This window comes from Nocardia bhagyanarayanae (assembly GCF_006716565.1).
GTDB classification, from domain to species: Bacteria; Actinomycetota; Actinomycetes; order Mycobacteriales; family Mycobacteriaceae; genus Nocardia; species Nocardia bhagyanarayanae.
Genome location: NZ_VFPG01000002.1, coordinates 1064350 through 1090752 on the forward strand (window position 1 = coordinate 1064350; position 26403 = coordinate 1090752).

A 26403-nucleotide genomic window follows, 5' to 3' on the forward strand; every position below is an offset into this window, starting at 1 on the left:
GCTTCATCGCATCATCGGTTGGTCCTGTAGTGGCTGACTGGCGGTGGATATATCGACACACTGTTGGGTCCTGAAAGAACAGACGTTCTTTCCAGGCAAAAGATACGATCCGCTCGGATCTCCTGTGATACCGGCTCCTTTGGGGGTGCTGGTCCGGGGTGTGGGTTCGAGTGGGTGTGTTGTTTGAGAACTGCACAGTGGACGCGAGCATCTTTGTTTGTAAGTGTTTAAGAGCGTTCGGTGGATGCCTTGGCACCAGGAGCCGATGAAGGACGTAGGAGGCTGCGATAAGCCTCGGGGAGCTGTCAACCGAGCTGAGATCCGAGGATTTCCGAATGGGGAAACCCAGCACGAGTGATGTCGTGTTACCCGCATCTGAATATATAGGGTGTGTGGAGGGAACGTGGGGAAGTGAAACATCTCAGTACCCACAGGAAGAGAAAACAATAGTGATTCCGTGAGTAGTGGCGAGCGAAAGCGGATGAGGCTAAACCGTGTAGATGTGATAGACGGCAGTCGTTGTCTATGCGGGGTTGTGGGGCTCATTTTCTTGTCACTGCCGTGGCGAGCAACAGTCAGAAAAGTGTGTGTTAGCTGAATTGGTCTGGGACGGCCAACCGTAGACGGTGAGAGTCCGGTAAGCGAAAACTCATGCTCTGTTGTAGTGAGTACCCGAGTAGCAGCGGGCCCGTGAAATCTGCTGTGAATCTGCCGGGACCACCCGGTAAGCCTGAATACTCCCTGGTGACCGATAGCGGACTAGTACCGTGAGGGAAAGGTGAAAAGTACCCCGGGAGGGGAGTGAAATAGTACCTGAAACCGTGCGCTTACAATCCGTCAGGGCCTGCGAACACTTTAGTGTGTTGTGGGTGATGGCGTGCCTTTTGAAGAATGAGCCTGCGAGTTAGTGGCATGTGGCGAGGTTAACCCGTGTGGGGTAGCCGTAGCGAAAGCGAGTCCGAATAGGGCGTTTCCAGTCGCATGTTCTAGACCCGAAGCGGAGTGATCTACCCATGGCCAGGGTGAAGCGACGGTAAGACGTCGTGGAGGCCCGAACCCACTTAGGTTGAAAACTGAGGGGATGAGCTGTGGGTAGGGGTGAAAGGCCAATCAAACTCCGTGATAGCTGGTTCTCCCCGAAATGCATTTAGGTGCAGCGTCACGTGTTTCACGCCGGAGGTAGAGCTACTGGATGGCCTAGGGGGCCCACAAGCTTACCGAAGTCAGCCAAACTCCGAATGCCGGTGTGTGAGAGCGTGGCAGTGAGACTGCGGGGGATAAGCTTCGTAGTCGAGAGGGAAACAGCCCAGATCGCCGGCTAAGGCCCCTAAGCGTGTACTAAGTGGAAAAGGATGTGGGGTCGCGAAGACAACCAGGAGGTTGGCTTAGAAGCAGCCACCCTTGAAAGAGTGCGTAATAGCTCACTGGTCAAGTGATCCTGCGCCGACAATGTAGCGGGGCTCAAGTACACCGCCGAAGCCGCGGCATTCGAGCATTACACCGATGTGTGTCTACGGGCATGCATCCAGTGGCTCGGATGGGTAGGGGAGCGTCGTGTGTCCAGGGAAGCGGCGGAGTGATCCAGCCGTGGAGGGCACGCGAGTGAGAATGCAGGCATGAGTAGCGAAAGACGAGTGAGAAACTCGTCCGCCGAATGACCAAGGGTTCCTGGGCCAGGTTAATCCGCCCAGGGTGAGTCGGGACCTAAGGCGAGGCCGACAGGCGTAGTCGATGGACAACGGGTTGATATTCCCGTACCCGTGTATCCGCGCCCAATGGCGAGGCAGTTGTGCTAACCATCCAAAACCCAATAGACCACCTTCGGGTGGCTGGCGGGGGCTGCATGGGACCCTGGCTGTAGTAGTCAAGCGATGGGGTGACGCAGGAAGGTAGCTGGGCCAGTCAGTGGTTGTACTGGTGTAAGCCTGTAGGGCGTTGTGTAGGCAAATCCGCACAACATGTGCCTGAGAGGTGATGCGTAGCCGATTGAGGCGAATTCAGTGATCCTATGCTGCCGAGAAAAGCCTCTAGTGAGTTGGTACACGGCCCGTACCCCAAACCGACACAGGTGGTCAGGTAGAGAATACTAAGGCGATCGAGAGAACTGTGGTTAAGGAACTCGGCAAAATGCCCCCGTAACTTCGGGAGAAGGGGGACCTCGTCTGGTGAACACCCTTGCGGTGGGAGCTGGGTGGGGTCGCAGAGACCAGAGAGAAGCGACTGTTTACTAAAAACACAGGTCCGTGCGAAGTCGTAAGACGATGTATACGGACTGACGCCTGCCCGGTGCCGGAAGGTTAAGAGGACCGGTTAGCCACTTTGGTGGCGAAGCTGAGAATTTAAGCCCCGGTAAACGGCGGTGGTAACTATAACCATCCTAAGGTAGCGAAATTCCTTGTCGGGTAAGTTCCGACCTGCACGAATGGCGTAACGACTTCTCTGCTGTCTCAACCACAGACTCGGCGAAATTGCATTACGAGTAAAGATGCTCGTTACGCGCGGCAGGACGAAAAGACCCCGGGACCTTCACTATAGCTTGGTATTGGTGTTCGGTACGGTTTGTGTAGGATAGGTGGGAGACTGTGATATCGGCACGCCAGTGTCGGTGGAGTCGTCGTTGAAATACCACTCTGATCGTATTGGACCTCTAACCTCGGACCATGATCTGGTTCAGGGACAGTGCCTGGTGGGTAGTTTAACTGGGGCGGTTGCCTCCTAAAATGTAACGGAGGCGCCCAAAGGTTCCCTCAGCCTGGTTGGCAATCAGGTGTCGAGTGCAAGTGCACAAGGGAGCTTGACTGTGAGACAGACATGTCGAGCAGGGACGAAAGTCGGGACTAGTGATCCGGCACCGGCAAGTGGAAGCGGTGTCGCTCAACGGATAAAAGGTACCCCGGGGATAACAGGCTGATCTTCCCCAAGAGTCCATATCGACGGGATGGTTTGGCACCTCGATGTCGGCTCGTCGCATCCTGGGGCTGGAGTAGGTCCCAAGGGTTGGGCTGTTCGCCCATTAAAGCGGCACGCGAGCTGGGTTTAGAACGTCGTGAGACAGTTCGGTCTCTATCCGCCGCGCGCGTCAGAAACTTGAGGAAGGCTGTCCCTAGTACGAGAGGACCGGGACGGACGAACCTCTGGTGTGCCAGTTGTCCTGCCAAGGGCACCGCTGGTTAGCTACGTTCGGAAGGGATAACCGCTGAAAGCATCTAAGCGGGAAGCCTGTTCCAAGATGAGGTTTCTCACCCCCTCGAGGGGGTAAGGCCCCCCACAGACCATGGGGTTGATAGGCCAGAACTGGAAGCCGGGTAACCGGTGGAGGTGACTGGTACTAATCGGCCGAGGACTTACCAACGAAGAAGCTACGCGTCCACTGTGCGGTATCTGAAACAACACACAGACACCGAGTGATCGAGCGAAAACCCCTTCCGGGGGTTTTCATTCGGTCGGGAGTTCGAGGGCACCACCCTCGGGAATCTTCCCGGCACACGACTTGGTGTGTGGATAGTTTCATAGAGTTACGGCGGCTATAGCGGTGGGGAAACGCCCGGTCCCATTCCGAACCCGGAAGCTAAGGCCACCTGCGCCGATGGTACTGCACTCGACAGGGTGTGGGAGAGTAGGACACCGCCGGAACATCCTTTCACGATAGGGGACCCAATTCTGGGTCCCCTATCGTCGTTTGGGGCGCTTTCGCGCCCCTGGCGCCGTCGAGTCCGAGCCCCGCCGACGGCACGTGATTCAATTTGATTGGGGCCCTGAACAACCTCAGCGGAACCTAGAAAGGGATCACCGTGTCCGAAGACAACGACGGTCGGAGGCCATTCCGACGTAGCGCTTCCGCCTCCGGTCAGCGCGACGCCGGTTCGGACCGGCCGTCCCGCGACACGGGTGGCTCGTACGGATCTTCGCGCGGCGGGTTCGACCGCAAGGGCGGGTCCGGTGAACGCGGTGCGTCCGGCGGCCGTGGTGGTTCCGGAAGACACGAGGACTCCGAAGGTCGCGGCGGTTTCGACCGTGGTGGTGAACGTCGCGGCGGCTTCCGGCGCGGTGAGGGCTCCGGCGAGCGCGGCGGTTACGGTTCGCGCGGTTCTTCCGAAGAGCGCGGTGGTTACCAGCGCCGGGGCGAATCGGGCGAGCGCGGTGGTTACGACCGCCGCGGCGATTCCGGTGAACGTGGTGGTTTCAAGCCGCGGCGCGACTCCGATGACAAAGGCTTCAAGCCACGCGGTGGTTCGGAGGATCGCGGCGGCTCCGGTCGCGGCGGCTCCGGCGAGCGCGGTGGATTCCAGCGCGGTGGCTCGGGAGAGCGCGGCGGTTTCGACCGCCGTGGCGGTTCCGGTGACCGCGGCGGGTTCAGCCGTGGCGGTTCCGGTGAGCGTGGCGGTTCCGAGCGTGGTGGATACCAGCGGGGCGGTTCCGAGGATCGCGGTGGCTTCGGCCGTGGCGGCTCGGGCGAACGTGGCGGCTTCAGCCGTGGCGGTTCCGGTGAGCGCGGTGGCTTCGATCGTGGCGGTTCCGAGCGTGGTGGATACCAGCGCGGCGGTTCCGAACAGCGTGGCGGGTTCAACCGCGGCGGCTCGGGTGAGCGCGGCGGTTACGAGCGGCGCGGCGATTCCGGCGAACGTGGTGGTTTCAAGCCGCGGCGCGACTCCGATGACAAAGGCTTCAAGCCGCGTGGCGAGCGCGGCGGTTTCGACCGCGGCGGGGATTCCGGCGAACGGCGCGGATTCTCCGGGCGCGGCGAGGGTGAGCGTGGCGGATACGAGCGTCGCGGTGACTCCGGTGAGCGCGGTGGTTTCCAGCGCCGTGGTGATCGTCCCGATTACCAACGGCGCGAAGGCGTTCGCGAGGGCGCCGAGGATCGCGGTTTCGATCGCGAGAGCGGTGAGCGCGGCGGCTTCAAGCGCCGGAGCGAATCGGGGGAGTACGACCGCGGGCAGCAGGATCGTCGTCGCGGCGGCGAGGGCGCTCGCACCGGTGGCCGTTCCATGGATCGGCGACCGCCGCGTCCCGAGGAACCCGATCTGCCCGACGACGTGCAGGCGTCCGATCTGGACACCGCCATCCGGCGCGATCTGCTGAGCCTGGACAAGGGCAATGCCGAGACCGTGGCGCGGCACTTGGTGATGGCCGTCCGCCTCGTCGAGGACGATCCGCGCTTGGCGCTCGCGCACGCGCGCGCGGCAAGACAGCGCGCGGGCCGGATCGCGGTGGTGCGCGAGACCGCGGGCGTCGTCGCCTATCACGCGGGAGAGTGGGCGGAGGCGCTGTCCGAACTGCGCACCGCGCGGCGCATGTCCGGCGGCTCCGGTCTGCTCGCCGTGATGGCGGACTGCGAGCGTGGGCTCGGCCGTCCAGAGCGCGCGATCGAGCTGAGTCGTAGCGAGGAAGCCCGCGCGCTGAGCGGTGACGAGGCCACCGAGCTGCGCATCGTCGTGGCGGGCGCGCGCATGGATCTCGGTCAGTACGACCAGGCCGTGGTGACGCTGCAGACGTCCGACCTCGACCCGGAGCGCACCGGTTCCGCCGCCGCGCGCCTCTTCTACGCCTACGCCGACGCCCTGGTCGCCGCCGGCCGCACGGATGAGGGCCTGACCTGGTTCCTCAACGCGGCCTCCGCCGACCTCGACGGCGAGACCGATGCCGAGGAACGCGCCGACGAACTGACCGGCGACACCGACCTGTAGTCCGGCCGAAACTTTCGATCGCTGACCCGGCGATGGCCGCGATCTGCGCCACCACGTCGCGGTTGTTCGATCGCCGGATCGTGCCGTGGCCGCAATTCGCCGGTGGGCACTCAGCGCGCTACACCGCTGCTGGTCAGGGGATCTGACCGCCACTGCTGGTGCGCGGGATCGCCGGGTCGTGCGATGGCTGAAATCGGGCGATCGGGAACTCAGCGCGTTACACCGGTGCTGCTCGGCGGTCTGACCGACCGCCACCGGCGGTGGAGTGCGCGGGATCGCCCGGATCGTGCCCTGGCCGCAATTCGCCCATGGGGACTCAGCGCGCTGTCTGACCGCCACCGGCATGCCGTACCGCCGCAATCGCGGTAGACGGTGGGGTGTGATCGTCCGGGCCGTTCGCGGGATGCGGCCCGGCGTTCGCGACGACGGACCGTCAGCACGTCTCAGCGGCGGCGAGTCGCGGTTCACAACGATCATCGAGGGTTACACAGGCGGCAGCATCATCGACCAGGACACGATGCGCGGACCCGGATCGCTGTGCACGCCGCCTCGGGCGCTGGGAAACTGCTTGTGAAGCCCGGTCGCGGAACAGCTTTCGAGCTCGGGCCGACGATCGGAACCGATGTTCGGCCGAGCGACGAGACGATCGCGCGGAGCTGTGGAGTCGGCAACGCGATGCCGTACCTGTCGGCCGCCTGACGTAGGGTCGATGTCTCGGCGTGTTGTCGAGGCGGCTCGGATCGGCGGGCGTGCATGGCGACTCGGCCACGGAGATCGTGCCGTGGGGAGCGCCGCGACCCGACAACTTCTGGGCGCGCACGGAATTCGGCACCGCGCCGGATGGTGACACGAAGTGAGAGTGGTGTGAAGCGGCTACGAGATCGCTACGAAGCCCTGCTGCTGGACCTGGACGGCACGCTGTACCGCGGTCCCGCGGTGATCGAGGGTGCGCCGGAAGCGTTGGCGGGCAATGGCGAGTCCGAGCAGCGGCTCGTGTACGTCACCAACAACGCGAGCCGCGGCCCGGAGGTGGTGGCCGAACATCTGGCGGACCTCGGCTTCCCCGCGACCGCCGAGGACGTGGTGACCAGCGCCCAGGCGGCCGCGCGGCTGCTGGCCGAACGCCTGAGCCCTGGCGCCGAAGTTCTCGTCGTCGGCACCGACGACTTGGTCGCCGAGGTCGACGCGGTCGGCCTGCGCGGCATCCGCCGGTTCGACGGCACTGTGCCCGCCGCCGTGGTGCAGGGGCATTCGCCGCAGACGGCCTGGCCGGATCTGGCCGAGGCCGCCTACGCACTGCGCGCCGGCGCGCTCTGGGTCGCGGCCAACACCGACAAGACGCTGCCGAACGAGCGCGGTCTCGCGCCGGGCAACGGCGCGATGGTCGCCGCGCTGCGTGCCGCTTCGGACCGCGAGCCGATCGTCGCGGGCAAACCGTACGCGCCGCTGCTGGAAGACGCGCTGGTGCGCGCCGGAACCCGCAGCGCACTGGTCGTCGGCGACCGGATGGACACCGACATCGAGGGCGCCCAGCGCGTCGGACTCGAATCGCTGCTCGTCCTGACCGGCGTGAGCACTCTGGACGAGCTGCGCACCGCACCCGAGACACGCATCCCCACCTACGTCGCGGATTCCCTGGACGCGCTGAACCACCCACCGGTCGACGACGACTCGACCGACGACCTGCCCGAGCGGCTCCGGCGCAACCCTGGTCGAGCGGTGACGGTGCGCGCGCCCGGTTCGGAAATCCGATAGCGTTGGCAGCACGATGAGTACTCCGACGCCCCGCCCGCAGGGACCCGGCGTGCCCGGTCCCGGACCGAACGCGCCCCGCCCCGGCATCCCGCTGCCCGGCAGGCATCTGCCCGGCGCGCAGGGTCGCCCGGAGCCCGCCGACCCGGACCGGATCCGCGGCGAGATCGACAGTCTGCTCGCCGAGCTCGACGCGCGCGGCGCCGCCTTCGGGGCGGCCCCGGAGAGCGCGGAATCCGGCGTCGACATCACCCGGCGCGCGCGCATCCTGGAGCAGGCACACGACGTGCTGGTCCAGGCCCTGGCTACGGTGGACAAGATCTGAGGTGGCCAGGCGGGCGCGAGTGGACGCCGAACTCGTTCGCCGCGGGTTGGCGCGATCGCGGGAGCACGCGGTCGAGCTGATCGGCGCGGGTCGGGTCCTGATTGCTGGATCGGTCGCCACGAAACCGGCGACCGCGGTGGAGGCGGGTACCCCGCTGCTGGTGCGGGAGGAGCCCGACGAGGTGCAGTGGGCGTCACGCGGCGCGCACAAACTCCTCGGCGCGCTGGAGCGATTCGAGGCCGAGGGCGTGGATGTCGCGGGCAAGCGCTGTCTCGACGCGGGCGCGTCCACCGGCGGTTTCACCGACGTCCTGCTCAGCAGGGGCGCGCGCGAGGTGGTGGCCGTCGACGTCGGGTACGGCCAGCTGATCTGGCGATTGCAGAACGACGATCGGGTGCGCGTGTACGACCGCACCAACGTCCGCAACCTGACACCCGAACTCATCGACGGCACGGTCGAACTCGTCGTCGGTGACCTGTCCTTCATCTCGCTCGGCTTGGTGCTGCCCGCACTCGCCGCCTGCGCCGCCGACGGCGCGGACCTGCTGCCCATGGTGAAGCCGCAGTTCGAGGTGGGCAAGGAACGGGTCGGCTCCGGCGGTGTGGTGCGTGATCCGGCGTTGCGCGCGGAGGCCGTGCGGACGGTCGCCGCGGCGGCCGCCGAGCACGGGCTGTGCACGCTCGGCGCGGTGGCCAGCCCGCTGCCGGGTCCGTCGGGCAATGTCGAATACTTTCTGTGGCTGCGCAAGGACGGGCAGTTCGAATACGACGCGGAACAGGTCGCTGCTCTCGTCGAGCGTGCGGTTGAGGAGGGTCCACAGTGAACGCGGTGGCGCCGGAATCCGGCGGCCGGGAGATCCTGCTTGTCTCGCATCCGGGCCGGGCCGAGATCATCGAGACCGCCCACCGGGTGGCGAAGATCTTCACCGAGGCGGGGATCGGGCTGCGGGTTCTGGACGACGAGGCCGACAGCACCCGCTTCGACGTCGAGGCAGGGCCGGACGCGGTGGCCCTCGCGGCGCCGGGCGGTTATCCGGTGCGGGTGGTCGAGCACGGCCCCGAGGCCGCGGTCGGCTGCGAGATGGTGCTGGTGCTCGGTGGTGATGGCACATTCCTGCGCGCCGCCGAACTGGCGCGTCCCGCGTCGGTGCCGGTGTTGGGAATCAACCTGGGACGTATCGGATTCCTCACCGAGGCCGAGGCCGAACACCTGGACGAGGCCTTGGGCCAGGTGGTGCGCGGCGACTATCGCATCGAACACCGGATGACGATCGACCTGTCGGTCCGGGTGGACGACGAGGTGGTGGAGACCGGCTGGGCGTTGAACGAGGCCAGCATCGAGAACGCTTCGCGGATGGGCGTGTTGGAGGTGGTGCTCGAAGTCGACGGACGCCCTGTCTCGGCGTTCGGCTGCGACGGCATCCTGCTTTCCACGCCGACCGGTTCCACAGCTTACGCTTTCTCGGCGGGCGGCCCGGTGGTGTGGCCGGAGCTGGAGGCGCTGCTGGTGATCCCGAGCAACGCGCACGCGCTGTTCGCGCGGCCGTTGGTGACCAGCCCGGAGTCCAGGATCGCGGTGGAATCGGTTGCCACGGGCCACGATGCGATAGTTTTCCTGGACGGCAGGCGCACCATGGCGCTGCCGAAGGGCGGCCGCGTCGAGGCCGTCCGCGGCGCCGAACCGGTGCGCTGGGTGCGGTTGGACTCCGCGCCGTTCGCGGACCGGATGGTGCGCAAGTTCCAGTTGCCTGTCACCGGCTGGCGAGGCCGACGGCGAACGGAGAGCACACGTGCTGACAGAGATCAGGATTGACAGCCTCGGCGTCATATCCACGGCCACGGCGCAGTTCCACGAGGGTCTCACCGTCCTGACCGGTGAGACCGGCGCGGGCAAGACCATGGTGGTGACCAGCCTGCACCTGCTGAGCGGCGCCCGCGCGGACGCGGGCCGGGTGCGGCTGGGCGCGGCGCGCGCGGTGGTGGAGGGCCGGTTCACCGTCGAGGACGTGAACGAGGCCGCCCGCGCCGAGGTCGGGCAGGTGCTGGAGTCGGCGGCGGCCGAGGCCGACGACGACGGCAGCATCATCGCGATCCGCACGGTCGGCAGCGACGGACGCTCTCGCGCGCACCTCGGCGGACGCGGCGTGCCCGCCTCGGTGCTCGCCGATTTCACCGCGCCGCTGTTGACCGTGCACGGCCAGAACGACCAGCTGCGCCTGCAACGTCCGGAACAGCAGCTCAGCGCGCTCGACCAGTTCGCGGCCGAGACCGTCGGCCCGCTGCTGCGCAAGTATCAGGTGCACCGCCGCTCCTGGCTGGACGCACGCAACGAGCTGCTCGAACGCACCGCGCGCAGCAGGGAATTGGCGCTGGAGGCCGATCGGCTCAAGCACTCGCTCGCCGAGATCGATGCCATCGCACCGGAACCCGGCGAGGACGTGCGGATCGTCGGCGAAGTGCGCAGGCTCAGCGACCTGGATTCGCTGCGCGAGGCCGCGGCGACCGCGCACGACGCGCTGGCGGGTCCTGCCGACGCGCCCGAAGACGGTTCCGCTGCACTGGAATTGCTCGGCGCCGCGCGCTCGCGGCTGGAATCCGCCGATGATCCGGCCCTGTCCGCCCTCGCGCCGCGGCTTGGCGAGGCCATCGCGGTGGTCGTCGATCTGACCACCGAGCTGAGCGGCTATCTCTCCGACCTGCCGTCGGATCCCGGCGCGCTCGATTCGCTGCTGACCAGGCAGGCCGAACTCAAGAGCCTCACGCGCAAGTACGCGCCCGACATCGACGGCGTGATCGCCTGGGCCGACGAGGCGCGCGCCCGGCTGGATTCGCTGGACGTCTCCGAGGAGGCGCTCACCAAGCTGGCCGGGGAGGTCGACATCGCCGCCGAACGCGTGCGCGCGGCGGCCCGTAAGCTCACCGCGGCCCGCACCAAGGCGGCGGGCAAGCTGGCGGCGGCCGTCAGCGCCGAGCTCGGTGGCCTGGCGATGGGCAAGGCGCGGTTGGAGGTCGAGGTGCGTCCGGTGCCCGCGGCGGCCCAGGATTCCGCGCCGCTGACCGTCGACGGCGCCGAACTGCACGCGGGCTCGTCCGGCGTGGACGAGGTCGAGTTCCGGCTCTCCGCGCATTCGGGCGCGCAGTCGCTGCCGTTGAGCAAGAGCGCCTCCGGCGGCGAGCTGTCGCGGGTGATGCTCGCGCTCGAAGTGGTGCTCGCCAGCTCCGATCACGGCGCGACGATGGTGTTCGACGAGGTGGACGCCGGTGTCGGTGGCCGGGCCGCGGTGGAGATCGGGCGCAGGCTGGCCAGGCTGGCGCGCACCCACCAGGTCATCGTGGTGACCCACCTGCCCCAGGTCGCGGCGTTCGCCGACACGCACCTGGTGGTCGACAAGTCCGACGACGGCAAGGGCAAGGTCAACAGCGGTGTTCGCGCGCTCACCAAGGACGAGCGGGTCATCGAGCTGGCGCGCATGCTCGCCGGTCTGGACGACACCGAGACCGGTCGCGCGCACGCCGAGGAACTGTTGGAGACAGCCCGCGCCGAGCGCGCCACCGCCTGAGTTCTCCGAAACGCGAAAGGCCCTCGCTCCGAAGCGCTTCGGAGCGAGGGCCTTGTCACGTAGGCCTTGTCGGCGCGAGCGCCGATGGGTGGGCTCAGCGGGGCCTGCGAGAACCTGACGCGGCTGGGGAGAACCTAGAGCCGCTGGTGAAACCCAGCGCGGCCGGAGTGATCAGCGGAACGCCTTCTGCGCGCCCTTGATGAACTGGTTGATCAGGACCCGCAGTCCGGCCTCGACCGCCTTGGCGGGCACGGGCAGGCTCGGCTCCGACTCCATCGTGTAGGTCACCCGGGTGCCGCCGTCGGCGTCGGCGAAGGTCACGATGCCGACGTGGCGCTTCACGGGGACGCCCTTGACGATCTTGTATTCCATCCGCTCGCCGGGCACCAGCTTGGTGGTCTCCTCGATGAAGCCGATGCTGCCGCGGCCGACCACGTACTGCGCGCCTACACCCGACGGCGTCGGAGAACCCGGCTTCTTGAGGGTGAACTGCACGCCGGGGAGGTGTCCGTTGATGCCGTCCCGGTCGGCGAAGAACTTGTAGACGGCCTCGCGCGGGGCGGGGATTACGGCGTCGACGGTGCTGGTGGCCATACGTGTCTCCTCTTCGAGCTGTCTGTGACGGAAGTGTATAGGTACCACGTCACGCGCCGGAGTGCCGTGTAGGCGCGGTCACATTCCGTCGATTCGGTTTCGGCCCGCGCTGACGGGCAACTGCGGGTACATCGACAGTCGAAATCAGGAGGACGACGATGTTCCGAACGGGTCTTCGCTTGGCGTTCATCACCGCGGCCGCCGCCTCGGCGGTCGTGCTCGGTGGCGGGCTCGCCACCGCGGCCCCGACGCTCACCGCCGACACCGCCGAAGAGGGCAGCATCGCGGTCGGCAGCAATCCGGCGGGTGAGCAGTGGACATGCGTGCTGGTCGGCTCGGCCGAGCAGGCGGGCAGCCGCTTCGATATGGCGCGGGCCGGGGAGAGCCGCGGCGGGTTCGCCGCGGGCAGCACGGTGACCGCGGGATGCCTGAACACCCAGTCGTTCGCCATCACCGTCGTCACGGGTGTGACCTCGCTCGACGACGCCGACTGACGCGCGGTCCGGCCGCTTCGGCAGGCGGTCCGGCTCGGTCGTTCGGCACCGGGGCGGACCGTCTGCGACAGCACCCGCGGCCGCAGCACCCGTTTCGAGATCAGGCCGGACGCTCCCGGCTTCGACAAAGACTTCGTCCAAGACGGCGTATCAGTGTCGTCGGCATATCCGAACTCTCGGCGAGGAGACCCGCATGAAGGCCGTGACGTGGCAGGGCAGGCGCAAGATATCGGTCGATTCCGTGCCGGATCCGCGCATCGAATCGCCCACCGACGCGATCGTGCGGGTGACGTCCTCGGGCATCTGCGGTTCCGATCTGCACCTCTACGAAGTGCTCGGCGCGTACATGAGCGAGGGCGACGTGCTCGGACACGAGCCGATGGGCATCGTCGAGGAGGTCGGCTCGGAGGTGACCGGTCTGGCGAAGGGCGACCGGGTGGTGGTGCCCTTCCAGATCAGCTGCGGTCGATGCGTGATGTGCGCGGCGGGTCTGCCGACCCAGTGCGAGACCACGCAGGTCCGCGACTACGGCAGCGGTGCGGCGCTGTTCGGTTATTCCAAGCTCTACGGACAGGTGCCGGGCGGGCAGGCCGAATATCTGCGCGTGCCGTACGCCGAGCACACGCACATCAAGGTGCCCGAGGGTCCCGATGACGACCGCTTTCTCTACCTTTCGGACGTGCTGCCCACGGCGTGGCAGGCCGTCGAGTACGCCGGTGTGCCGGACGGCGGCTCGGTCACCGTGCTGGGCCTCGGCCCGATCGGTGATATGGCCTGCCGGGTCGCCGCGCAGCACGGTTACCGCGTGATCGGCGTCGATCGGGTGCCCGAGCGTCTCGCGCGGGTCGCCGCGCGCGGCATCGAGGTGATCGACTTCGAGGCGGTCGGTCAGCCGCTCGGCGATGTGATCAGGGAGCTGACCGACGGCCGCGGCACCGACGCGGTGATCGACGCCGTCGGTATGGAGGCGCACGGTTCGCCGTTCGCCTCGATCGCCCAGCGCTCCGCGGCCTACCTGCCGGATGCCGTGGCGCAGAAGCTGATGGACAACGCGGGCATCGATCGTCTCGCCGCGCTGCACTCGGCGATCGACATCGTGCGCAGGGGCGGGACGATCTCGCTGGTCGGCGTGTACGGCGGAATGGTCGATCCGATTCCGATGCGGGTGCTGTTCGACAAGCAGATCCAGCTGCGCATGGGCCAGGCCAACGTCACCCGCTGGGTCGACGACATCATGCCGCTGCTTGTGGACGACGATCCGCTCGGCGTGGAATCCTTTGCCACGCACCGCCTTCCGCTGTCGGCCGCGCCGGAGGCCTACGCGATGTTCCAGCAGAAGTCCGACGGCGCGGTGAAGATCGTGCTCGAACCGAGCGCCTGACCTAGCGCCGCTTGCGCACGGTCAGCACGCCGGCGATCCAGCCGATGGCGAACATGACGAGCAGGATCAGCCACATCGGCGACTGCACGCTGATCAGCAGGAATTCGATCGTCACCTTGGTGCGGTTCTCGATGACGAACAGCACCGCGAGCACCGTCAGAGCGAGTGCGGCCCACTGCGTGGGCGAGATCCGCGACAAGAACGAACGGGATTCGGTGGCCATCGGTCGATCCTCTCTGCCCGGGTTCGCCGTCGCCTGCCGTGCCGTCGCCGCTCCGGACAACCACCCTCGGCGACGCCGCGAACGTGCTCGGCATTGAGAAGTCGCTCCAATGTAGCCGAGGCGCTCTGGTGGCGGCGGCCGATGACCCGGAATCGCCGTTCGACCTCAGCTGTTGGCGACGTAGGCGTCGATCTCGCGGAGGTAGCCGTCCAGGCGCGCCGGGGTCAGCCAGGACGCGCGGAAGGAATTGCGGGCCAGTTCCACCAGCCGATCGGCGTCCAGCCCGGCGTGCTTCTCCAGCGCCAGGTAATTATCCGCGGCGTAGGCGCCGAAGTAGGCGGGATCGTCGCTGTTGAGCGTGACCAGCAGGCCGCGGTCCAGCAGCCCGATGATCTCGTCGGATTTCATCTGCGCGGTGACGAAGGAGTTCGAGACCGGACAGCAGGTGAGTCCGATGCCTTTGGCTCGCACCAATTCCACCAACCGCTCGTCCTCCACGATATTGGTGCCGTGGTCGAGCCGGTCGACGCCGATCTCCTCCAGCGCCTGGCGGATGTGTTCGCGGGAGTCGGGCTGATCGATGTCGCAGTGCATGGTGAGCAGGAAGCCCTCGCGGCGGGCCCGTTCGAACACGGCGGCGAACTTGCGCGGTGGGTTGCCGCGCTCGTCGGAGTCCAGGCCGACGCCGATGATCCAGTCCCGGTAGGGCAGCGCCTCCATCAGTGTGGCCATCGCGTATTCCGCCGAATGGTCGCGCAGGAAGCACAGGATCAGTTCCGCGGAGATGCCGAATTCACGGTGGGCCTGGACGATCGCGGAGCGGTAGCCGCCGATGACGGACTCGAACGGAACGCCGCGTCCGGTGTGCGCCTGCGGGTCGAAGAACATCTCGACGTGCCGGATGCCGTCGGCGTGCGCCCTGGTCAGGTATTCGAACGCCAGATCGTGAAAGTCCCTCGGCTGCTGCAACACCTGCATGGCCGGGTAGTAGACCCGCAGGAACGAGGTCAGGTCGTGGAAGCGGTAGGTCTGGCGCACCTCCTCCACCGTCCGCTCCGGCAACCGGATGCCGTTGCGTTCGGCCAGCCGGAACTTCAACTCCGGCTCCAAGGTCCCCTCGAGGTGCAAGTGCAGCTCGGCCTTGGGCAGGCCGCGGACGAACTCGGCGAGGTCAGGACGAACAGTACCGGTCATGGGTCACCACCGTGTGCGTCGCGGGGCGGCGAACCGTGTCGGGCCGTCGCATGCCAACGACAACGGTAGCCGGTCGCGCGGGCCGGTTCTCGAGGTTTCACAGCGACTGCTGGAGCTCGGCGGCGAACTCGTAACTCGCCTCCCATCCCGCGGGCGACGGCGCGAGGATCACCCGTTCGGCACCGGCGGTGGCGTATTCGGCCAGCTGGTCGGCTGCCTGCGCGGGCACGGTGGACAGCGGCGGGACGACCACGGTGATCGTCGGCGTGGTGCGACGGAATCCTTCGGCGAGCGTGGTCAATTCGCGTGCGCTCGCGGCGATTCGGGTGGGACTCGCGCCGATCGTGATCCAGCCGTCGGCGTATTCGGCCGCCCGCCGCCGTGCCCGTGGACCGTCGCCGGCGACCAGGATCGGTGGCATCGTCGCGCCGGGGGAGAGGGCGAGCTCCGTTCCGTCGGTGAGCGTCACCGGTTTTCCGGCGACGAGGTCGGGGAGGAGGCGCAGCGCCTCGTCGGTGCGTTGGCCGCGGTCCGCGAAGGACGCGCCCGCGGCGCGCCAGCCGACGTCGCCGTGCGCCGGATTGCCGGTGCCCACGCCGAGCAACAGCCGGTTCTCCGACACGTACTGCAACGCGCCGATCTGCTTGGCCGCCCAGGCGACCGGGCGCAGGGCGAGCAGCAGCACGCCGTAGCCGATTCGCACGCGGTCGGTCACCGCGGCTGCCGTGGCCAGCACCACCGTGCTGTCCAGGATCGGGGCGCTGGCGACCAAATGGTCTGTCGACCATACCGATTCGAGCCCTGCCGCTTCGGCGAATCTCGCGGCCGCGCGGACGTCGCCGAGGATGGGCTGTTCGGGATCGGGGGACGAGGTGGGCAGGATGACACCGAGCTGCAAAGTCATGTCCGCGACGCTACGAGCGGCGGCACCCGCGGCCAATGTCGCGAAAGCTCATCCTCATGTCACCGACACTCACCGCGGAAGGCGATGCATGCCCTTCCTGCATGGCCGAGTTCCGCGAGTCGGCACCGACACGCAGCACGGCGTCGAGAAGACTTTTCGCAGCGCGAACCATGCCTCGAGCGGCGGCGCTGTCCGAGACGGGGGCGGCGCGTAGGCAACGGTCCGGTCGGTTCGGTAATGGGACTGGCTTGTATCACTGTGACGAATGGGGCGGGTGGTTCCGGCGCGCCTCCACCAGTGGTTGAGAGTTTGCGGCCATCATCGGGCCATGAGGATGCTGGCGTTGTTGTCGAAGAACACCGAAACGCTGCCCGGTCTGACCGGGGTGGCCCGGGTGGATCGCAACACCCGGCGCCTGCTGCGACGGATCGGTCCCGGCGATGTCGTCGTACTCGACGAGATGGACTTGGATCGGATCACCGCCGACCGGCTGGTGGAGGCGGGCGTGGCCGCGGTGATCAACACCTCGCCCTCGATCTCCGGCCGCTACCCGAACCTGGGTCCGGAAGTCTTGGTGGCCAACGGCATTCCGCTGCTGGACACGGTCAGCTCCGACGCCTTCACCAAGATCAAGGACGGCAGCCGGGTCCGCATCGACGGTGGCGTCGTCTACGCGGACAAGCTGACCAAGAAGGAGCCGGAGGTCCTGGTCGAGGCCATCGAGCTCACCGAGGCCACCGTCGCGGAGCGGATGATCGAGGCGCGCAACGGCCTGGCCGATCACCTGGAGGCTTTCGCGGGCAACACCATCGAGTTCGTCCGCACCGAGAGCCCGCTGCTCATCGACGGCATCGGGGTTCCCGAGCTGGAGCTCGACATGAAGCGCAGGCACGTGGTCGTGGTGGCCGATGGTCCCGACCACGTCGACGACCTGAAGCGGCTCAAGCCGTTCGTCAAGGAGTACGCGCCGATCATGGTCGGCGTCGGCCGAGGGGCGGATACCCTGATGAAGCAGGGTTACAAGCCGGATCTGATCGTCGGCGATCCGGAGGAGATCACCTCGGCGACCATGAAGTGCGGCGCGGAGGTCATCCTGCCCGCCGACACCGACGGCCACGCCAAGGGCCTGGAACGTATCCAGGATCTGGGCATCGGCGCGACCACCTTCCCGTCCTCCGGCGCGCCCGCCGATCTCGCACTGCTGCTGGCCCACCACCACGGCGCCGCGCTCATCGTGACCGTCGGCGCGGCCGCCTCGCTCGACGACTTCTTCGACCGCGGCCGCCGCGACAGCAACCCGGCCACCTTCCTGACCAGACTCAAGCTCGGCACCAAGCTGATGGACGCCAAGGCCGTCGCCACCCTGTACCGCAACCGGGTGTCGGGCGTGGCGATCGCGATGGTGGTGCTGGCCGCGCTGATCGCGGTCATCGTGGTGCTGCTCGCCTCCAACTCCGGCGGCGAAGTGCTCGACTGGGGCGTGGACACCTGGAACCGCCTCGCGGTCCGGGCCGAGGGCCTCCTACAAGACCTGTCGAACACTCGGGGGCGGTAATGATCTCACTGCGCCAGCACGCGACATCGCTCGTGGCCGTCTTCCTCGCGCTCGCCATGGGCGTGGTGCTGGGCTCGCAGACGCTAGCCGCCGACCTCCTCTCCGGACTGCGCGCGGACAAGACCGAGCTGCGTGAGCAGGTCGACGCGCTCGGCGCGCGGAACCGCCATCTCACCGACCAGCTCGACGCCGCCGACCGGTTCATCGCGGGCTACGCGGACCGCGTTCTCGGCGGCGCCCTCGGCGGTCGCTCGGTAGTGGTCTTCACCACTCCGGACGCGGACGCCGCCGACGTCGAGGCGGTGTCGAACGGCATGCAGACCGCGGGCGCGACGGTGACGGGCCGGATCGCGCTGACCGACGCCTTCGCCGACGCGACCGAGGGCGACCGGCTTCGCACCGCGATCACCAACGTCATCCCGGCGGGCGCGCAGTTGCGCACCGGCGGCGTCGACCAAGGCAGCATGGCGGGCGATCTGCTCGGCTTGGTGCTGCTGCTCGATCCGGGCAACGCGCAACCGCGCAGCACCCCGCAGGAGCTGAGCCTGGTGCTGGAGACCCTGCGCGGCGGCGGCTTCCTCGCCTACGGCGACACACCGGTGCAGCCCGCCCAGCTCGCGGTGGTGGTGACCGGCGACGGCGCGAAAGCCGCGGAGAACAGCCAAGGTTCGAATCTGGCCCGGTTCGCCGGCGGACTGCGCGGGCGCGGCGCGGGCGTCGTGCTCGCAGGTCGTTTCGGCGCGGCCGAGGGCGCGGGCCCGATCGCGGCCGCCCGGTCCGACGCGGCGCTGGCCACCACCCTGACCACCGTCGACAATCTGGATCGGGAGATCGGCAGGGTGACCGCCGTCCTCGGGCTCACCGAACAGCTCAACGGCGGCGCGGGGCGATACGGCACCGGCGCGAAGGCGACCTCGCTCACCCTCGCCGCGCTGCCGGGCTGAGCTCGCGGACCGCCGCTATCTCGTCGCACGTGCGGCCGCCGACGGGCGATCCCGCTCACAGCCGGAGACCCGGCGCTCTGACCGAGTTCTGGCGATCGGTCAGCAAACGTGCGTGGCGTTCGTTTCACCGGGCCTGGACGTGTTACCGTGAAGACCCGTGGGTCAAACACGGATTCAGACGCGAACCGCTACCAAACATATCTTCGTAAGCGGTGGTGTCGCCTCCTCATTGGGTAAAGGCCTTACCGCTTCCAGCCTCGGTCAGCTGCTGACGGCGCGCGGTCTGCGCGTCACCATGCAGAAACTCGACCCTTATCTGAACGTCGATCCGGGCACCATGAATCCGTTCCAGCACGGAGAGGTGTTCGTGACGGAGGACGGCGCCGAGACCGATCTGGACGTCGGCCACTACGAGCGGTTCCTCGACCGGGACCTGTCCCGCGACGCGAATGTGACCACGGGGCAAATCTATTCGTCGGTCATCGCCAAGGAGCGCCGCGGCGAGTACCTGGGCGACACGGTGCAGGTGATCCCGCACATCACCGACGAGATCAAGAGCCGCATCCTCGCGATGAGCGGACCGGATCTGCAGGGGCAGACCCCCGACGTGGTGATCACCGAGATCGGCGGCACCGTCGGCGACATCGAGTCGCAGCCCTTCCTCGAGGCCGCCCGGCAGATCCGTCACGACGTAGGCCGCGACAACGTCTTCTTCCTGCACGTCTCGCTGGTGCCGTACCTGGCGCCCTCGGGTGAGCTGAAGACCAAGCCGACCCAGCACTCGGTGGCCGCGCTGCGCAACATCGGCATCCAGCCCGACGCGCTGATCCTGCGCTGCGACCGCGAGGTGCCGCAGGCGCTCAAGAGCAAGATCGCGCTCATGTGCGACGTCGATGTGGACGCCTGCATCTCCACCCCCGACGCGCCCTCCATCTACGACATCCCGAAGGTGCTGCACCGCGAGGGCCTGGACGCGTACGTGGTGCGCAGGCTCGGCCTGCCGTTCCGCGACGTGGACTGGACCGTATGGGGCGACCTGCTCGATCGCGTGCACTCGCCGCGCGAGGAGGTCGAGGTCGCGCTGGTCGGCAAGTACGTCGACCTGCCCGACGCGTACCTGTCGGTCACCGAGGCGCTGCGCGCGGGCGGGTTCGCCTCGCGCGCCAAGGTGAAGATCCGCTGGGTGCCCTCCGACGAATGCGAGACCGAGTCCGGCGCGGCGGCCGCGCTGCGTGACGTGGACGCGGTGCTGATCCCCGGCGGCTTCGGCATCCGCGGCATCGAGGGCAAGGTCGGCGCCATCCGCTTCGCCAAGACCAGGAAGATCCCGCTGCTCGGGCTGTGCCTCGGCCTGCAGTGCGTGGTGATCGAGGCGGCCCGCTCGGTCGGCCTCACCGAGGCCAACTCGGCCGAGTTCGAGCCGGACACACCGCACCCCGTCATCTCGACCATGGCCGACCAGGAGCAGGCCGTGGCGGGCGAGGCCGATCTCGGCGGCACCATGCGTCTCGGCGCGTACCCGGCCACGCTGCAGAAGGGCTCCGTCGTCGCGCAGGCCTACGGCGCCGAGCACGTGTCCGAGCGGCACCGGCACCGCTACGAGGTGAACAACGCCTACCGCGACAAGGTCGCCTCCAGCGGCCTGAAGTTCAGCGGCGTCTCGCCCGACGGGCACCTGGTCGAGTTCGTCGAGCTGCCCGCCGACGTGCACCCGTTCTTCGTTGCGACCCAGGCGCACCCGGAGCTCAAGAGCCGCCCGACCCGCCCGCATCCGCTGTTCGCGGCGCTCATCGCTGCGGCGCTGAAATACAAGCTGGCCGAACGGCTTCCGGTGGACATCCCCGGCGAGGAACTGGCGAACGCGGAATAGGCATCGTAATGAGCGACAGAGGGGGAGATGTGCCGGGACGTCACGACTTCGAGACCGTCGCGAGCAAGACGCTGTACACCGGTGCGATCCTGGCCCTGCGCCAGGACCGGGTGGCGATGCCCGGCGGGCACGTGGTCGAACGGGAGGTCGTCGAGCACCACGCCGCCGTCGCGGTGGCCGCGATCGATGACGACGACAACATCGTGCTGATCCGCCAGTACCGGCACCCGCTCGGCACCCGGCTGCTCGAGCTGCCCGCGGGCCTGCTCGACATTCCCGGCGAGGACCCGCTCGCGGCGGCCAAGCGCGAGCTCGCCGAGGAGACCGGGCTCGCCGCGCGGGAATGGGCGGTGCTGGTCGACGTGGCGCTCTCGCCGGGGTTCACCGACGAGGCGCTGCGGGTCTACCTGGCCAGCGGGCTGTCCGACACCGACCGGCCGGACCCGGAGTTCGAAGAGGCGGACCTGGAACTGGTCCGCATGCCGATCACCGAGGCGGTGCGCGCGGCGCTGGCCGGGGAGATCACCAACGCCACCGCGGTGGCGGGCGTGCTCGCCCTCGTCGCGGCGCGGTCCGGCGACACGCCGCTGCGACCCGCCGATGCGCCGTGGCCGGGGCAACCCACCGCGCTGCTGCGGCGTCAAGCGGCGCTACCGCCGGAAACCTGACAGGATTCCAGGGTGGTTGCGCGCGAGATCAACTCCTACCTCGACCATCTCGCGGTCGAGCGCGGAGCCGCGCGCAACACCCTCGGCGCCTATCGCCGCGATCTCGAGCGCTATCGCGATTTCCTGATCGGGCGCGGCGTCACCGAATTGGATCGGGTCACCGAATCCGATGTCGCCGACTTCACCGTCGCCCTGCGCGCCGGCGGCGAGCAGCATCCGCCGCTGGCCGCGAGTTCGGTGGCGCGCGCGTTGATCGCGGTGCGCGGACTGCACCGCTTCGCCGCGGCCGAGGGACTCACCAGGACCGACGTCGCGCACGCGGTGAAGCCGCCCGCACCGGGCAGGCGGCTGCCCAAGGCGCTGCCCTACGACAAGGTGCTGCGTCTGCTGGAGGCGGCGGGCGGCGCCATCGCGGACGAGGAACAGAGCGCGGTCGACGGCGGACCGCGTGGGCTGCGCGACCGCGCCCTGCTGGAACTGCTCTACTCCACGGGCGCGCGCATCTCCGAGATGGTCGGCCTCGACGTCGACGATCTCGACACCGACGAACGCGCCGTCGTCCTGCGCGGCAAGGGCGGCAAACAACGCATGGTGCCGATCGGCCGCCCCGCGCTGGCCGCCGTGGACGCCTATCTGGTGCGCGGGCGTCCGGCGCTGGCCGCGGCGGGCAAGAACGCCGCGGGCGCCCTGTTCCTGAACGCGCGCGGCGGGCGGCTGTCGCGCCAGAGCGCTTGGCAAGTCCTGCAGACCGCCGCCGAACGCGCGGGAATCGGCGCGGCCGTCTCGCCGCACACCTTGCGGCACTCGTTCGCGACGCACCTGCTCGACGGCGGCGCCGACGTGCGTGTCGTGCAGGAACTGCTCGGGCACGCCTCGGTGACGACCACCCAGATCTACACGCTGGTCACCGTGAACACGCTGCGCGAAGTGTGGGCGACCGCCCATCCGCGCGCCCGCTGAACCACGCGTCGGCGTCGATCGCTCGTCGCCGACCCGGACAGCGGGTATCGTCCGAAATCGAAGTGCTTCCGGCAGCTCGGTCGCGACATGTGCGGCGAGTCGGGGTGGGAGAGCATCGCGACAGCAACGCGGGTGTCGCGTGTCCGAGCGCGGGTCTCGCGCGGTCAAGCGGTAGCGTCTACCGAGAGCTGGACCGTACGAAAGCGAGGTCGGGCCCGATCGGCCTCGCTAGGCTCGGCGAGGCAACGGGCAGGAACGTCTAAGGAGCAGCGGATCGTGACGACAGCCGGCGCGGCGGAGCCGCCGATGGGTGCTGGGGCGCAGCCGCTTACGGGGCCCCGGTCGGACGGGTACTCGGACGCCGCGGCGGAAACGCTGTGGGGCAGTGGGGCCGAGCCCGTTCCGGAGAGCCCGGAACTGGGACCGACCGGACGCCCACTGCGCCTGGTGCCCGACCCGCCGCCGGTCGCCCGGCACGGCGAGGCGCTCATCGTGGCCATGTGCAACCAGAAGGGCGGGGTCGGCAAGACGACCTCCACCATCAATCTCGGCGCGGCACTGGCCGAATACGGCCGTCGCGTGCTGCTGGTCGATCTGGATCCGCAGGGCGCGCTCTCGGCCGGACTCGGCGTCGCCCATCACGATCTCGACCTCACGGTGCACAACCTGCTCGTCGGCAGCCGCACCTCCATCGACGACGTGCTGATGCAGACCAAGGTCGAGAACATGGACCTGCTGCCGAGCAACATCGATCTCTCGGCCGCGGAAATCCAGCTCGTCAACGAGGTCGGCAGGGAACAAACCCTCGGTCGCGCACTGGAACCCGTGCGCGACCGCTACGACTACATCCTCATCGACTGCCAGCCCTCGCTCGGCCTGCTCACCGTCAACGCGCTGGCCTGCTCCGACGGCGTCATCATTCCGATGGAGTGCGAGTACTTCTCGCTGCGCGGGCTCGCGCTGCTCAACGACACCGTGGAGAAGGTGCGCGACCGGCTGAACCCGCGACTGAGCCTGTACGGCATCGTGGTCACCATGTTCGATGCCCGCCTACTACATTCGCGCCAGGTGATGGCGCGCGTCGTCGAGGTCTTCGGCGATCTGGTCTACGACACGGCCATCGCGCGCACCGTCCGCTTCCCGGACGCCAGCGTGGCCGGTGAACCCATTACCACGTGGGCGCCGAAATCCGGTGGCGCCGAAGCATATCGGTCGATGGCGCGGGAAGTCATCCACCGTTCCGGCCGGTGAGCGACGCAGCGGACCCCGCACGACACAGGACGACCACGCAGACGATCGGCCCGCACGTTGTCGGCGCGCGGGGCGATTCGGATGAGCCGGGCGATATCGCGAACTCGGGCGATGCGGTGCGGCCGGACGATGCCGAGCAGGGTGGTTTCCGGCTCAAGCTCAGCAATTTCGAGGGGCCGTTCGATCTGCTGCTCACGCTGATCAGTTCACGCAAGCTGGATGTCACCGAGGTGGCGTTGCATCAGGTCACCGACGAGTTCATCGCCTACACGAAGGCGATGACCGCGAGCATGAACGAGCAGAGCGGGCTGCGCGCGGACAAGATCCTCGACCAGACCACCGAATTCCTGGTCGTCGCCGCGACCCTGCTCGACCTGAAGGCCGCGCGGTTGCTGCCCTCCGGTGAGGTCACCGACGCCGAGGATCTCGAGTTGCTGGAGGCGCGCGATCTGCTGTTCGCCCGCCTGCTTCAGTACCGGGCGTTCAAGCAGGTCGCGGAGTTGCTCGGCGAACTGGAGGCGGTCGCGCTGCGGCGCTATCCGCGCTCGGTCGGCTTGGAGGAGCGGTTCGCCGGTCTGCTGCCCGAGGTTACGCTGGGAGTCGACGCGGCCGGATTCGCCGATATCGCCGCCGCGGCGTTCCGTCCGCGCCCGACGCCGAAGGTCGGACTGGACCACCTGCACGCGCACGCCATCTCGGTCGCCGAGCAGGCCGCGCTGGTGCTGGAACGACTGAAGGCGCGCGGCGCGGGCGGGTGGACGACGTTCGCGGAGCTGGTCGCCGACTGCGAGATGCCGGTGCAGATCGTGGCGCGCTTCCTCGCGCTGCTCGAGCTGTATCGGGGCAAGACCATCGAGTTCGACCAGCCCGATCCGCTCGGCCCGCTCGCGATCAGCTGGATCGGCGACCCAGAGGACGGAGCTCCGGCGCCGGCCGTGACGATCGAGGAGGACTACGGGTGACGGACTCGACCATCGACGCCGCTGCCGAAGCAGTGGCTGAACCGGCCGCAGGCGGGAACTCACCGGACGTGGCGGAAAACACCTCGGCACCCGCAGGCCCCGGCGCAGTGGCGGGCTTCACCCCGGAGACCCTCGACGACGCCGAATTCCGCTCCGCGCTCGAGGCGATGTTGCTCGTCGTCGACGCTCCCGCCCCGGTAGAACAGCTGGCCGCGGCCCTGGACGACACCACAGAACGGGTGGAGGCGGCGTTGCGCGCGATGTCGGCGGAGCTGACCGCGCGCGGCAGCGGCATCGATCTGCGTTTCGTCGGTGACGGGTGGCGCTTCTATACTCGCAGCGAGTACGCACCGTATGTGGAGCGCGTACTGCTCGACGGCGCCAGGACCAAATTGACGCGGGCGGCGTTGGAGACATTGGCGGTGGTGGCCTACCGCCAACCGGTGACCAGAACCAGGGTGAGCGCCGTTCGCGGCGTGAACGTCGACGGCGTGATGCGCACGCTGCTCGCCCGCGGGCTGATCGCCGAGGCCGGGGTCGACCCGGAGACGAACGGCACGCAGTACTGCACGACCGAACTGTTCCTGGAACGGATCGGACTTGCCTCGCTGTCCGATCTGCCACCGCTGGCGCCCCTGCTCCCGGGCGTCGACCTGATCGATGAGATCAACGAGAGCCTGGAAACGGACCCCCGTTACACCAGGCTGAAGAAACCCGCCGAGGCCGACCTGGATCTCGGCACCGAGGATTGACAGGACAGATGAATAATTCCGCTCGCCGAGATGGCACACCGGATCGTAGGAAGAGCAGCGGCCAGCCCGCCAGGGGCGGCGCCGGACGCAACGTAGGCGCCCGCGGCGCCAGGGCCGCCCAGCGCGGCGGGACCGCGCGCGGCGCCGCACCGTGGGGGTCGGACGAGAGCGGCGGAGCCCGTCGCGGCGCCGGCGGTTCGAGCCGGGGCGGCGCATTCCAGCAGGGCTCGGGCCAGGGCGGCTCCGGCCAGCGTAATTCGCCCCAGCGTGGTTCGGCTCAGCGTGGTTCCGCGCAAGGCGGTTCGGCTCAGCGTGGTTCCGCCCAAGGCGGTGCGGCCCAGCGCGGATTCGGTCGCGGCGGCTCCGGCCAGGGCGCGCCCGCGCAGCGTTCTTCGTGGGGTCAGAGCGCGGCCAAGGCCCCCGCCGCCCGCAAGTCGAAGAATCCCAAGCCGCAGCGCCAGATTCCGGCACAGCCGCTGTTGAGCAACGCCAAGCCCGCGCGTCGCCAGAACGTCGAGCCCGCGCACACCGAAGGCCCGGTCAAGCTGCCGTGGGGCGAGGGCGAGCGGTTGCAGAAGGTGCTCGCCAAGGCCGGTGTCGCCTCGCGGCGCGCGGCCGAGGAGATGATCGAGCAGGGCCGGGTCGAGGTCGACGGCGCGATCGTGCGTGAGCAAGGCCTGCGCATCGATCCGCAGACGGCCGTGGTCCGGGTCGACGGAACCCGCGTCGTGGTTCGCGACGAACTGGTGCACGTCGCCCTCAACAAGCCGAAGGGCTGGCAGTCCACCATGTCCGACGATCTCGGCAGGCCCTGTGTCGGCGATATCGTCGCGGAGCGGATCGCGGCCGGGCAGCGGCTGTTCCACGTCGGTCGGCTGGACGCCGACACCGAGGGTCTGCTGCTGCTGACAAACGACGGTGACCTGGCGCACCGGCTGATGCACCCCTCCTTCGAGGTGTCCAAGACCTACCTCGCCACGGTCAACGGCGAGGTCAACAACAAGATCATCGGCAAGCGGCTGCGCGATGGCGTCGAGCTCGAGGACGGCCCGGCCAAGGTGGACCGCTTCCAGGTGCTCGAACTCGGCGAGGGACGCTCGCTGGTGAAAATCGTGTTGCACGAAGGGCGCAAGCACATCGTGCGCCGTCTGCTCGACGCGGTCGGCCATCCGGTGACCCGGCTGGTGCGCACCCATATCGGCCCGGTGGCACTGGGCGATCAACGGCCGGGCACGCTGCGTGTCCTCGGCCGCGATGAAATCGGCAAACTCTACGAGGCGGTGTCGTTGTGAACGGTGTGGAGATTCCGGTCGAGGCTCCCGGCCGGC

At 68.1% G+C, this 26403-nt stretch carries 20 protein-coding genes, 2 rRNA genes and 1 pseudogene; 19 read left to right on the forward strand and 4 right to left on the reverse strand.

What is annotated here, in order from left to right; genetic code table 11:
- Positions 1-217 precede the first annotated feature (217 nt).
- The 8 genes and pseudogenes from FB390_RS31610 (at position 218) to recN (ending at position 11323) form a co-directional block, all read left to right on the forward strand.
- Positions 218-3352, forward strand: a 23S ribosomal RNA gene (locus FB390_RS31610).
- A gap of 164 nt (positions 3353-3516) precedes the next feature.
- Positions 3517-3633: ribosomal RNA gene (gene rrf, locus FB390_RS31615) — 5S ribosomal RNA — on the forward strand.
- Between the two features lie 1040 nt (positions 3634-4673).
- Positions 4674-5687: pseudogene (locus FB390_RS31625) on the forward strand (tetratricopeptide repeat protein); the annotation flags it as partial.
- Positions 5688-6551: 864 nt separating this feature from the next.
- Positions 6552-7442, forward strand: coding sequence for an HAD-IIA family hydrolase (locus tag FB390_RS31630; RefSeq protein WP_185757360.1), 891 nt, complete (start codon positions 6552-6554; stop codon positions 7440-7442).
- Positions 7443-7455: 13 nt separating this feature from the next.
- Positions 7456-7764, forward strand: coding sequence for a hypothetical protein (locus tag FB390_RS31635; protein ID WP_342780462.1), 309 nt, complete (start codon positions 7456-7458; stop codon positions 7762-7764).
- 1 nt (position 7765) lies between these two features.
- Positions 7766-8587, forward strand: a complete 822-nt coding sequence (locus FB390_RS31640) for a TlyA family RNA methyltransferase (RefSeq protein WP_141812829.1) — start codon at positions 7766-7768, stop codon at positions 8585-8587.
- A complete protein-coding gene (locus FB390_RS31645; RefSeq protein ID WP_141812830.1) occupies positions 8584-9576 on the forward strand; it encodes an NAD kinase in 993 nt (330 codons plus the stop codon). The genes FB390_RS31640 and FB390_RS31645 overlap by 4 nt, the downstream gene beginning before the upstream one ends.
- A complete protein-coding gene (gene recN / locus FB390_RS31650) occupies positions 9554-11323 on the forward strand; it encodes a DNA repair protein RecN (protein WP_141812831.1) in 1770 nt (589 codons plus the stop codon). Before FB390_RS31645 ends, recN begins: the two co-directional genes overlap by 23 nt.
- 171 nt (positions 11324-11494) lie before the next feature.
- On the opposite strand, the gene FB390_RS31655 is transcribed toward recN, so the two are convergent.
- A complete protein-coding gene (locus tag FB390_RS31655; protein WP_141812832.1) occupies positions 11495-11917 on the reverse strand; it encodes an SRPBCC family protein in 423 nt (140 codons plus the stop codon).
- Positions 11918-12075: 158 nt separating this feature from the next.
- Between FB390_RS31655 and FB390_RS31660 the strand changes: the two genes are divergently transcribed.
- Both FB390_RS31660 and FB390_RS31665 read left to right on the forward strand, forming a co-directional pair.
- On the forward strand, positions 12076-12411 hold the full coding sequence (locus FB390_RS31660; RefSeq protein ID WP_141812833.1) for a hypothetical protein: 336 nt from the start codon (positions 12076-12078) through the stop codon (positions 12409-12411).
- A gap of 193 nt (positions 12412-12604) precedes the next feature.
- A complete protein-coding gene (locus tag FB390_RS31665) occupies positions 12605-13792 on the forward strand; it encodes a zinc-dependent alcohol dehydrogenase (protein ID WP_141812834.1) in 1188 nt (395 codons plus the stop codon).
- 1 nt (position 13793) lies between these two features.
- Here the strand turns inward: FB390_RS31665 and FB390_RS31670 are convergent, their stop codons facing one another.
- The 3 genes from FB390_RS31670 to FB390_RS31680 form a co-directional block, all read right to left on the reverse strand.
- Positions 13794-14015, reverse strand: a complete 222-nt coding sequence (locus FB390_RS31670; protein ID WP_141812835.1) for a lipopolysaccharide assembly protein LapA domain-containing protein — start codon at positions 14013-14015, stop codon at positions 13794-13796.
- 165 nt (positions 14016-14180) lie between these two features.
- Positions 14181-15209, reverse strand: coding sequence for an adenosine deaminase (gene add, locus FB390_RS31675; protein WP_141812836.1), 1029 nt, complete (start codon positions 15207-15209; stop codon positions 14181-14183).
- Positions 15210-15306: 97 nt separating this feature from the next.
- On the reverse strand, positions 15307-16113 hold the full coding sequence (locus FB390_RS31680; protein ID WP_141812837.1) for an LLM class flavin-dependent oxidoreductase: 807 nt from the start codon (positions 16111-16113) through the stop codon (positions 15307-15309).
- Between the two features lie 328 nt (positions 16114-16441).
- On the opposite strand from FB390_RS31680, the gene steA reads away from it, so the two are divergent.
- The 9 genes from steA to FB390_RS33825 all read left to right on the forward strand — a co-directional run bounded on the left by steA (position 16442) and on the right by FB390_RS33825 (position 26367).
- Positions 16442-17668 carry a putative cytokinetic ring protein SteA gene (gene steA / locus FB390_RS31685; RefSeq protein ID WP_141812838.1) on the forward strand — a complete coding sequence of 409 codons (1227 nt, stop codon included), beginning with the start codon at positions 16442-16444 and terminating at the stop codon, positions 17666-17668.
- Positions 17668-18612, forward strand: coding sequence for a copper transporter (locus FB390_RS31690; protein ID WP_141812839.1), 945 nt, complete (start codon positions 17668-17670; stop codon positions 18610-18612). Before steA ends, FB390_RS31690 begins: the two co-directional genes overlap by 1 nt.
- A gap of 157 nt (positions 18613-18769) precedes the next feature.
- A complete protein-coding gene (locus FB390_RS31695; protein WP_141812840.1) occupies positions 18770-20482 on the forward strand; it encodes a CTP synthase in 1713 nt (570 codons plus the stop codon).
- A gap of 8 nt (positions 20483-20490) precedes the next feature.
- The gene (locus tag FB390_RS31700) at positions 20491-21150 is read left to right on the forward strand and encodes an NUDIX domain-containing protein (RefSeq protein ID WP_141812841.1); all 660 of its coding nucleotides are present in this window, start codon (positions 20491-20493) and stop codon (positions 21148-21150) included.
- A 12-nt stretch (positions 21151-21162) separates the two neighbouring features.
- Positions 21163-22110 (forward strand): site-specific tyrosine recombinase XerD, encoded by a 948-nt coding sequence (gene xerD / locus FB390_RS31705; RefSeq protein WP_141812842.1) that lies wholly within the window; start codon positions 21163-21165, stop codon positions 22108-22110.
- A 306-nt stretch (positions 22111-22416) separates the two neighbouring features.
- Positions 22417-23361 carry a ParA family protein gene (locus FB390_RS31710; RefSeq protein ID WP_141813214.1) on the forward strand — a complete coding sequence of 315 codons (945 nt, stop codon included), beginning with the start codon at positions 22417-22419 and terminating at the stop codon, positions 23359-23361.
- 95 nt (positions 23362-23456) lie between these two features.
- On the forward strand, positions 23457-24323 hold the full coding sequence (locus tag FB390_RS31715; protein ID WP_185757422.1) for a segregation and condensation protein A: 867 nt from the start codon (positions 23457-23459) through the stop codon (positions 24321-24323).
- Between the two features lie 68 nt (positions 24324-24391).
- The gene (gene scpB, locus FB390_RS31720; RefSeq protein ID WP_425465945.1) at positions 24392-25075 is read left to right on the forward strand and encodes an SMC-Scp complex subunit ScpB; all 684 of its coding nucleotides are present in this window, start codon (positions 24392-24394) and stop codon (positions 25073-25075) included.
- Between the two features lie 8 nt (positions 25076-25083).
- Positions 25084-26367 (forward strand): pseudouridine synthase, encoded by a 1284-nt coding sequence (locus tag FB390_RS33825; RefSeq protein WP_185757361.1) that lies wholly within the window; start codon positions 25084-25086, stop codon positions 26365-26367.
- The last annotated feature ends 36 nt before the right edge of the window (positions 26368-26403 follow it).

Bases quoted from the DNA above. Each gene is read 5' to 3' on its own strand.
- FB390_RS31635 (WP_342780462.1), top strand. From the start codon at position 7,456: ATGAGTACTCCGACGCCCCGCCCGCAGGGACCCGGCGTGCCCGGTCCC.
- FB390_RS31655 (WP_141812832.1), bottom strand. From the start codon at position 11,917: ATGGCCACCAGCACCGTCGACGCCGTAATCCCCGCCCCGCGCGAGGCC.
- FB390_RS31660 (WP_141812833.1), top strand. From the start codon at position 12,076: ATGTTCCGAACGGGTCTTCGCTTGGCGTTCATCACCGCGGCCGCCGCC.
- FB390_RS31665 (WP_141812834.1), top strand. From the start codon at position 12,605: ATGAAGGCCGTGACGTGGCAGGGCAGGCGCAAGATATCGGTCGATTCC.
- FB390_RS31670 (WP_141812835.1), bottom strand. From the start codon at position 14,015: ATGGCCACCGAATCCCGTTCGTTCTTGTCGCGGATCTCGCCCACGCAG.
- add (WP_141812836.1), bottom strand. From the start codon at position 15,209: ATGACCGGTACTGTTCGTCCTGACCTCGCCGAGTTCGTCCGCGGCCTG.
- FB390_RS31680 (WP_141812837.1), bottom strand. From the start codon at position 16,113: ATGACTTTGCAGCTCGGTGTCATCCTGCCCACCTCGTCCCCCGATCCC.
- steA (WP_141812838.1), top strand. From the start codon at position 16,442: ATGAGGATGCTGGCGTTGTTGTCGAAGAACACCGAAACGCTGCCCGGT.
- FB390_RS31690 (WP_141812839.1), top strand. From the start codon at position 17,668: ATGATCTCACTGCGCCAGCACGCGACATCGCTCGTGGCCGTCTTCCTC.
- FB390_RS31700 (WP_141812841.1), top strand. From the start codon at position 20,491: ATGAGCGACAGAGGGGGAGATGTGCCGGGACGTCACGACTTCGAGACC.
- FB390_RS31710 (WP_141813214.1), top strand. From the start codon at position 22,417: ATGGGTGCTGGGGCGCAGCCGCTTACGGGGCCCCGGTCGGACGGGTAC.
- FB390_RS33825 (WP_185757361.1), top strand. From the start codon at position 25,084: ATGAATAATTCCGCTCGCCGAGATGGCACACCGGATCGTAGGAAGAGC.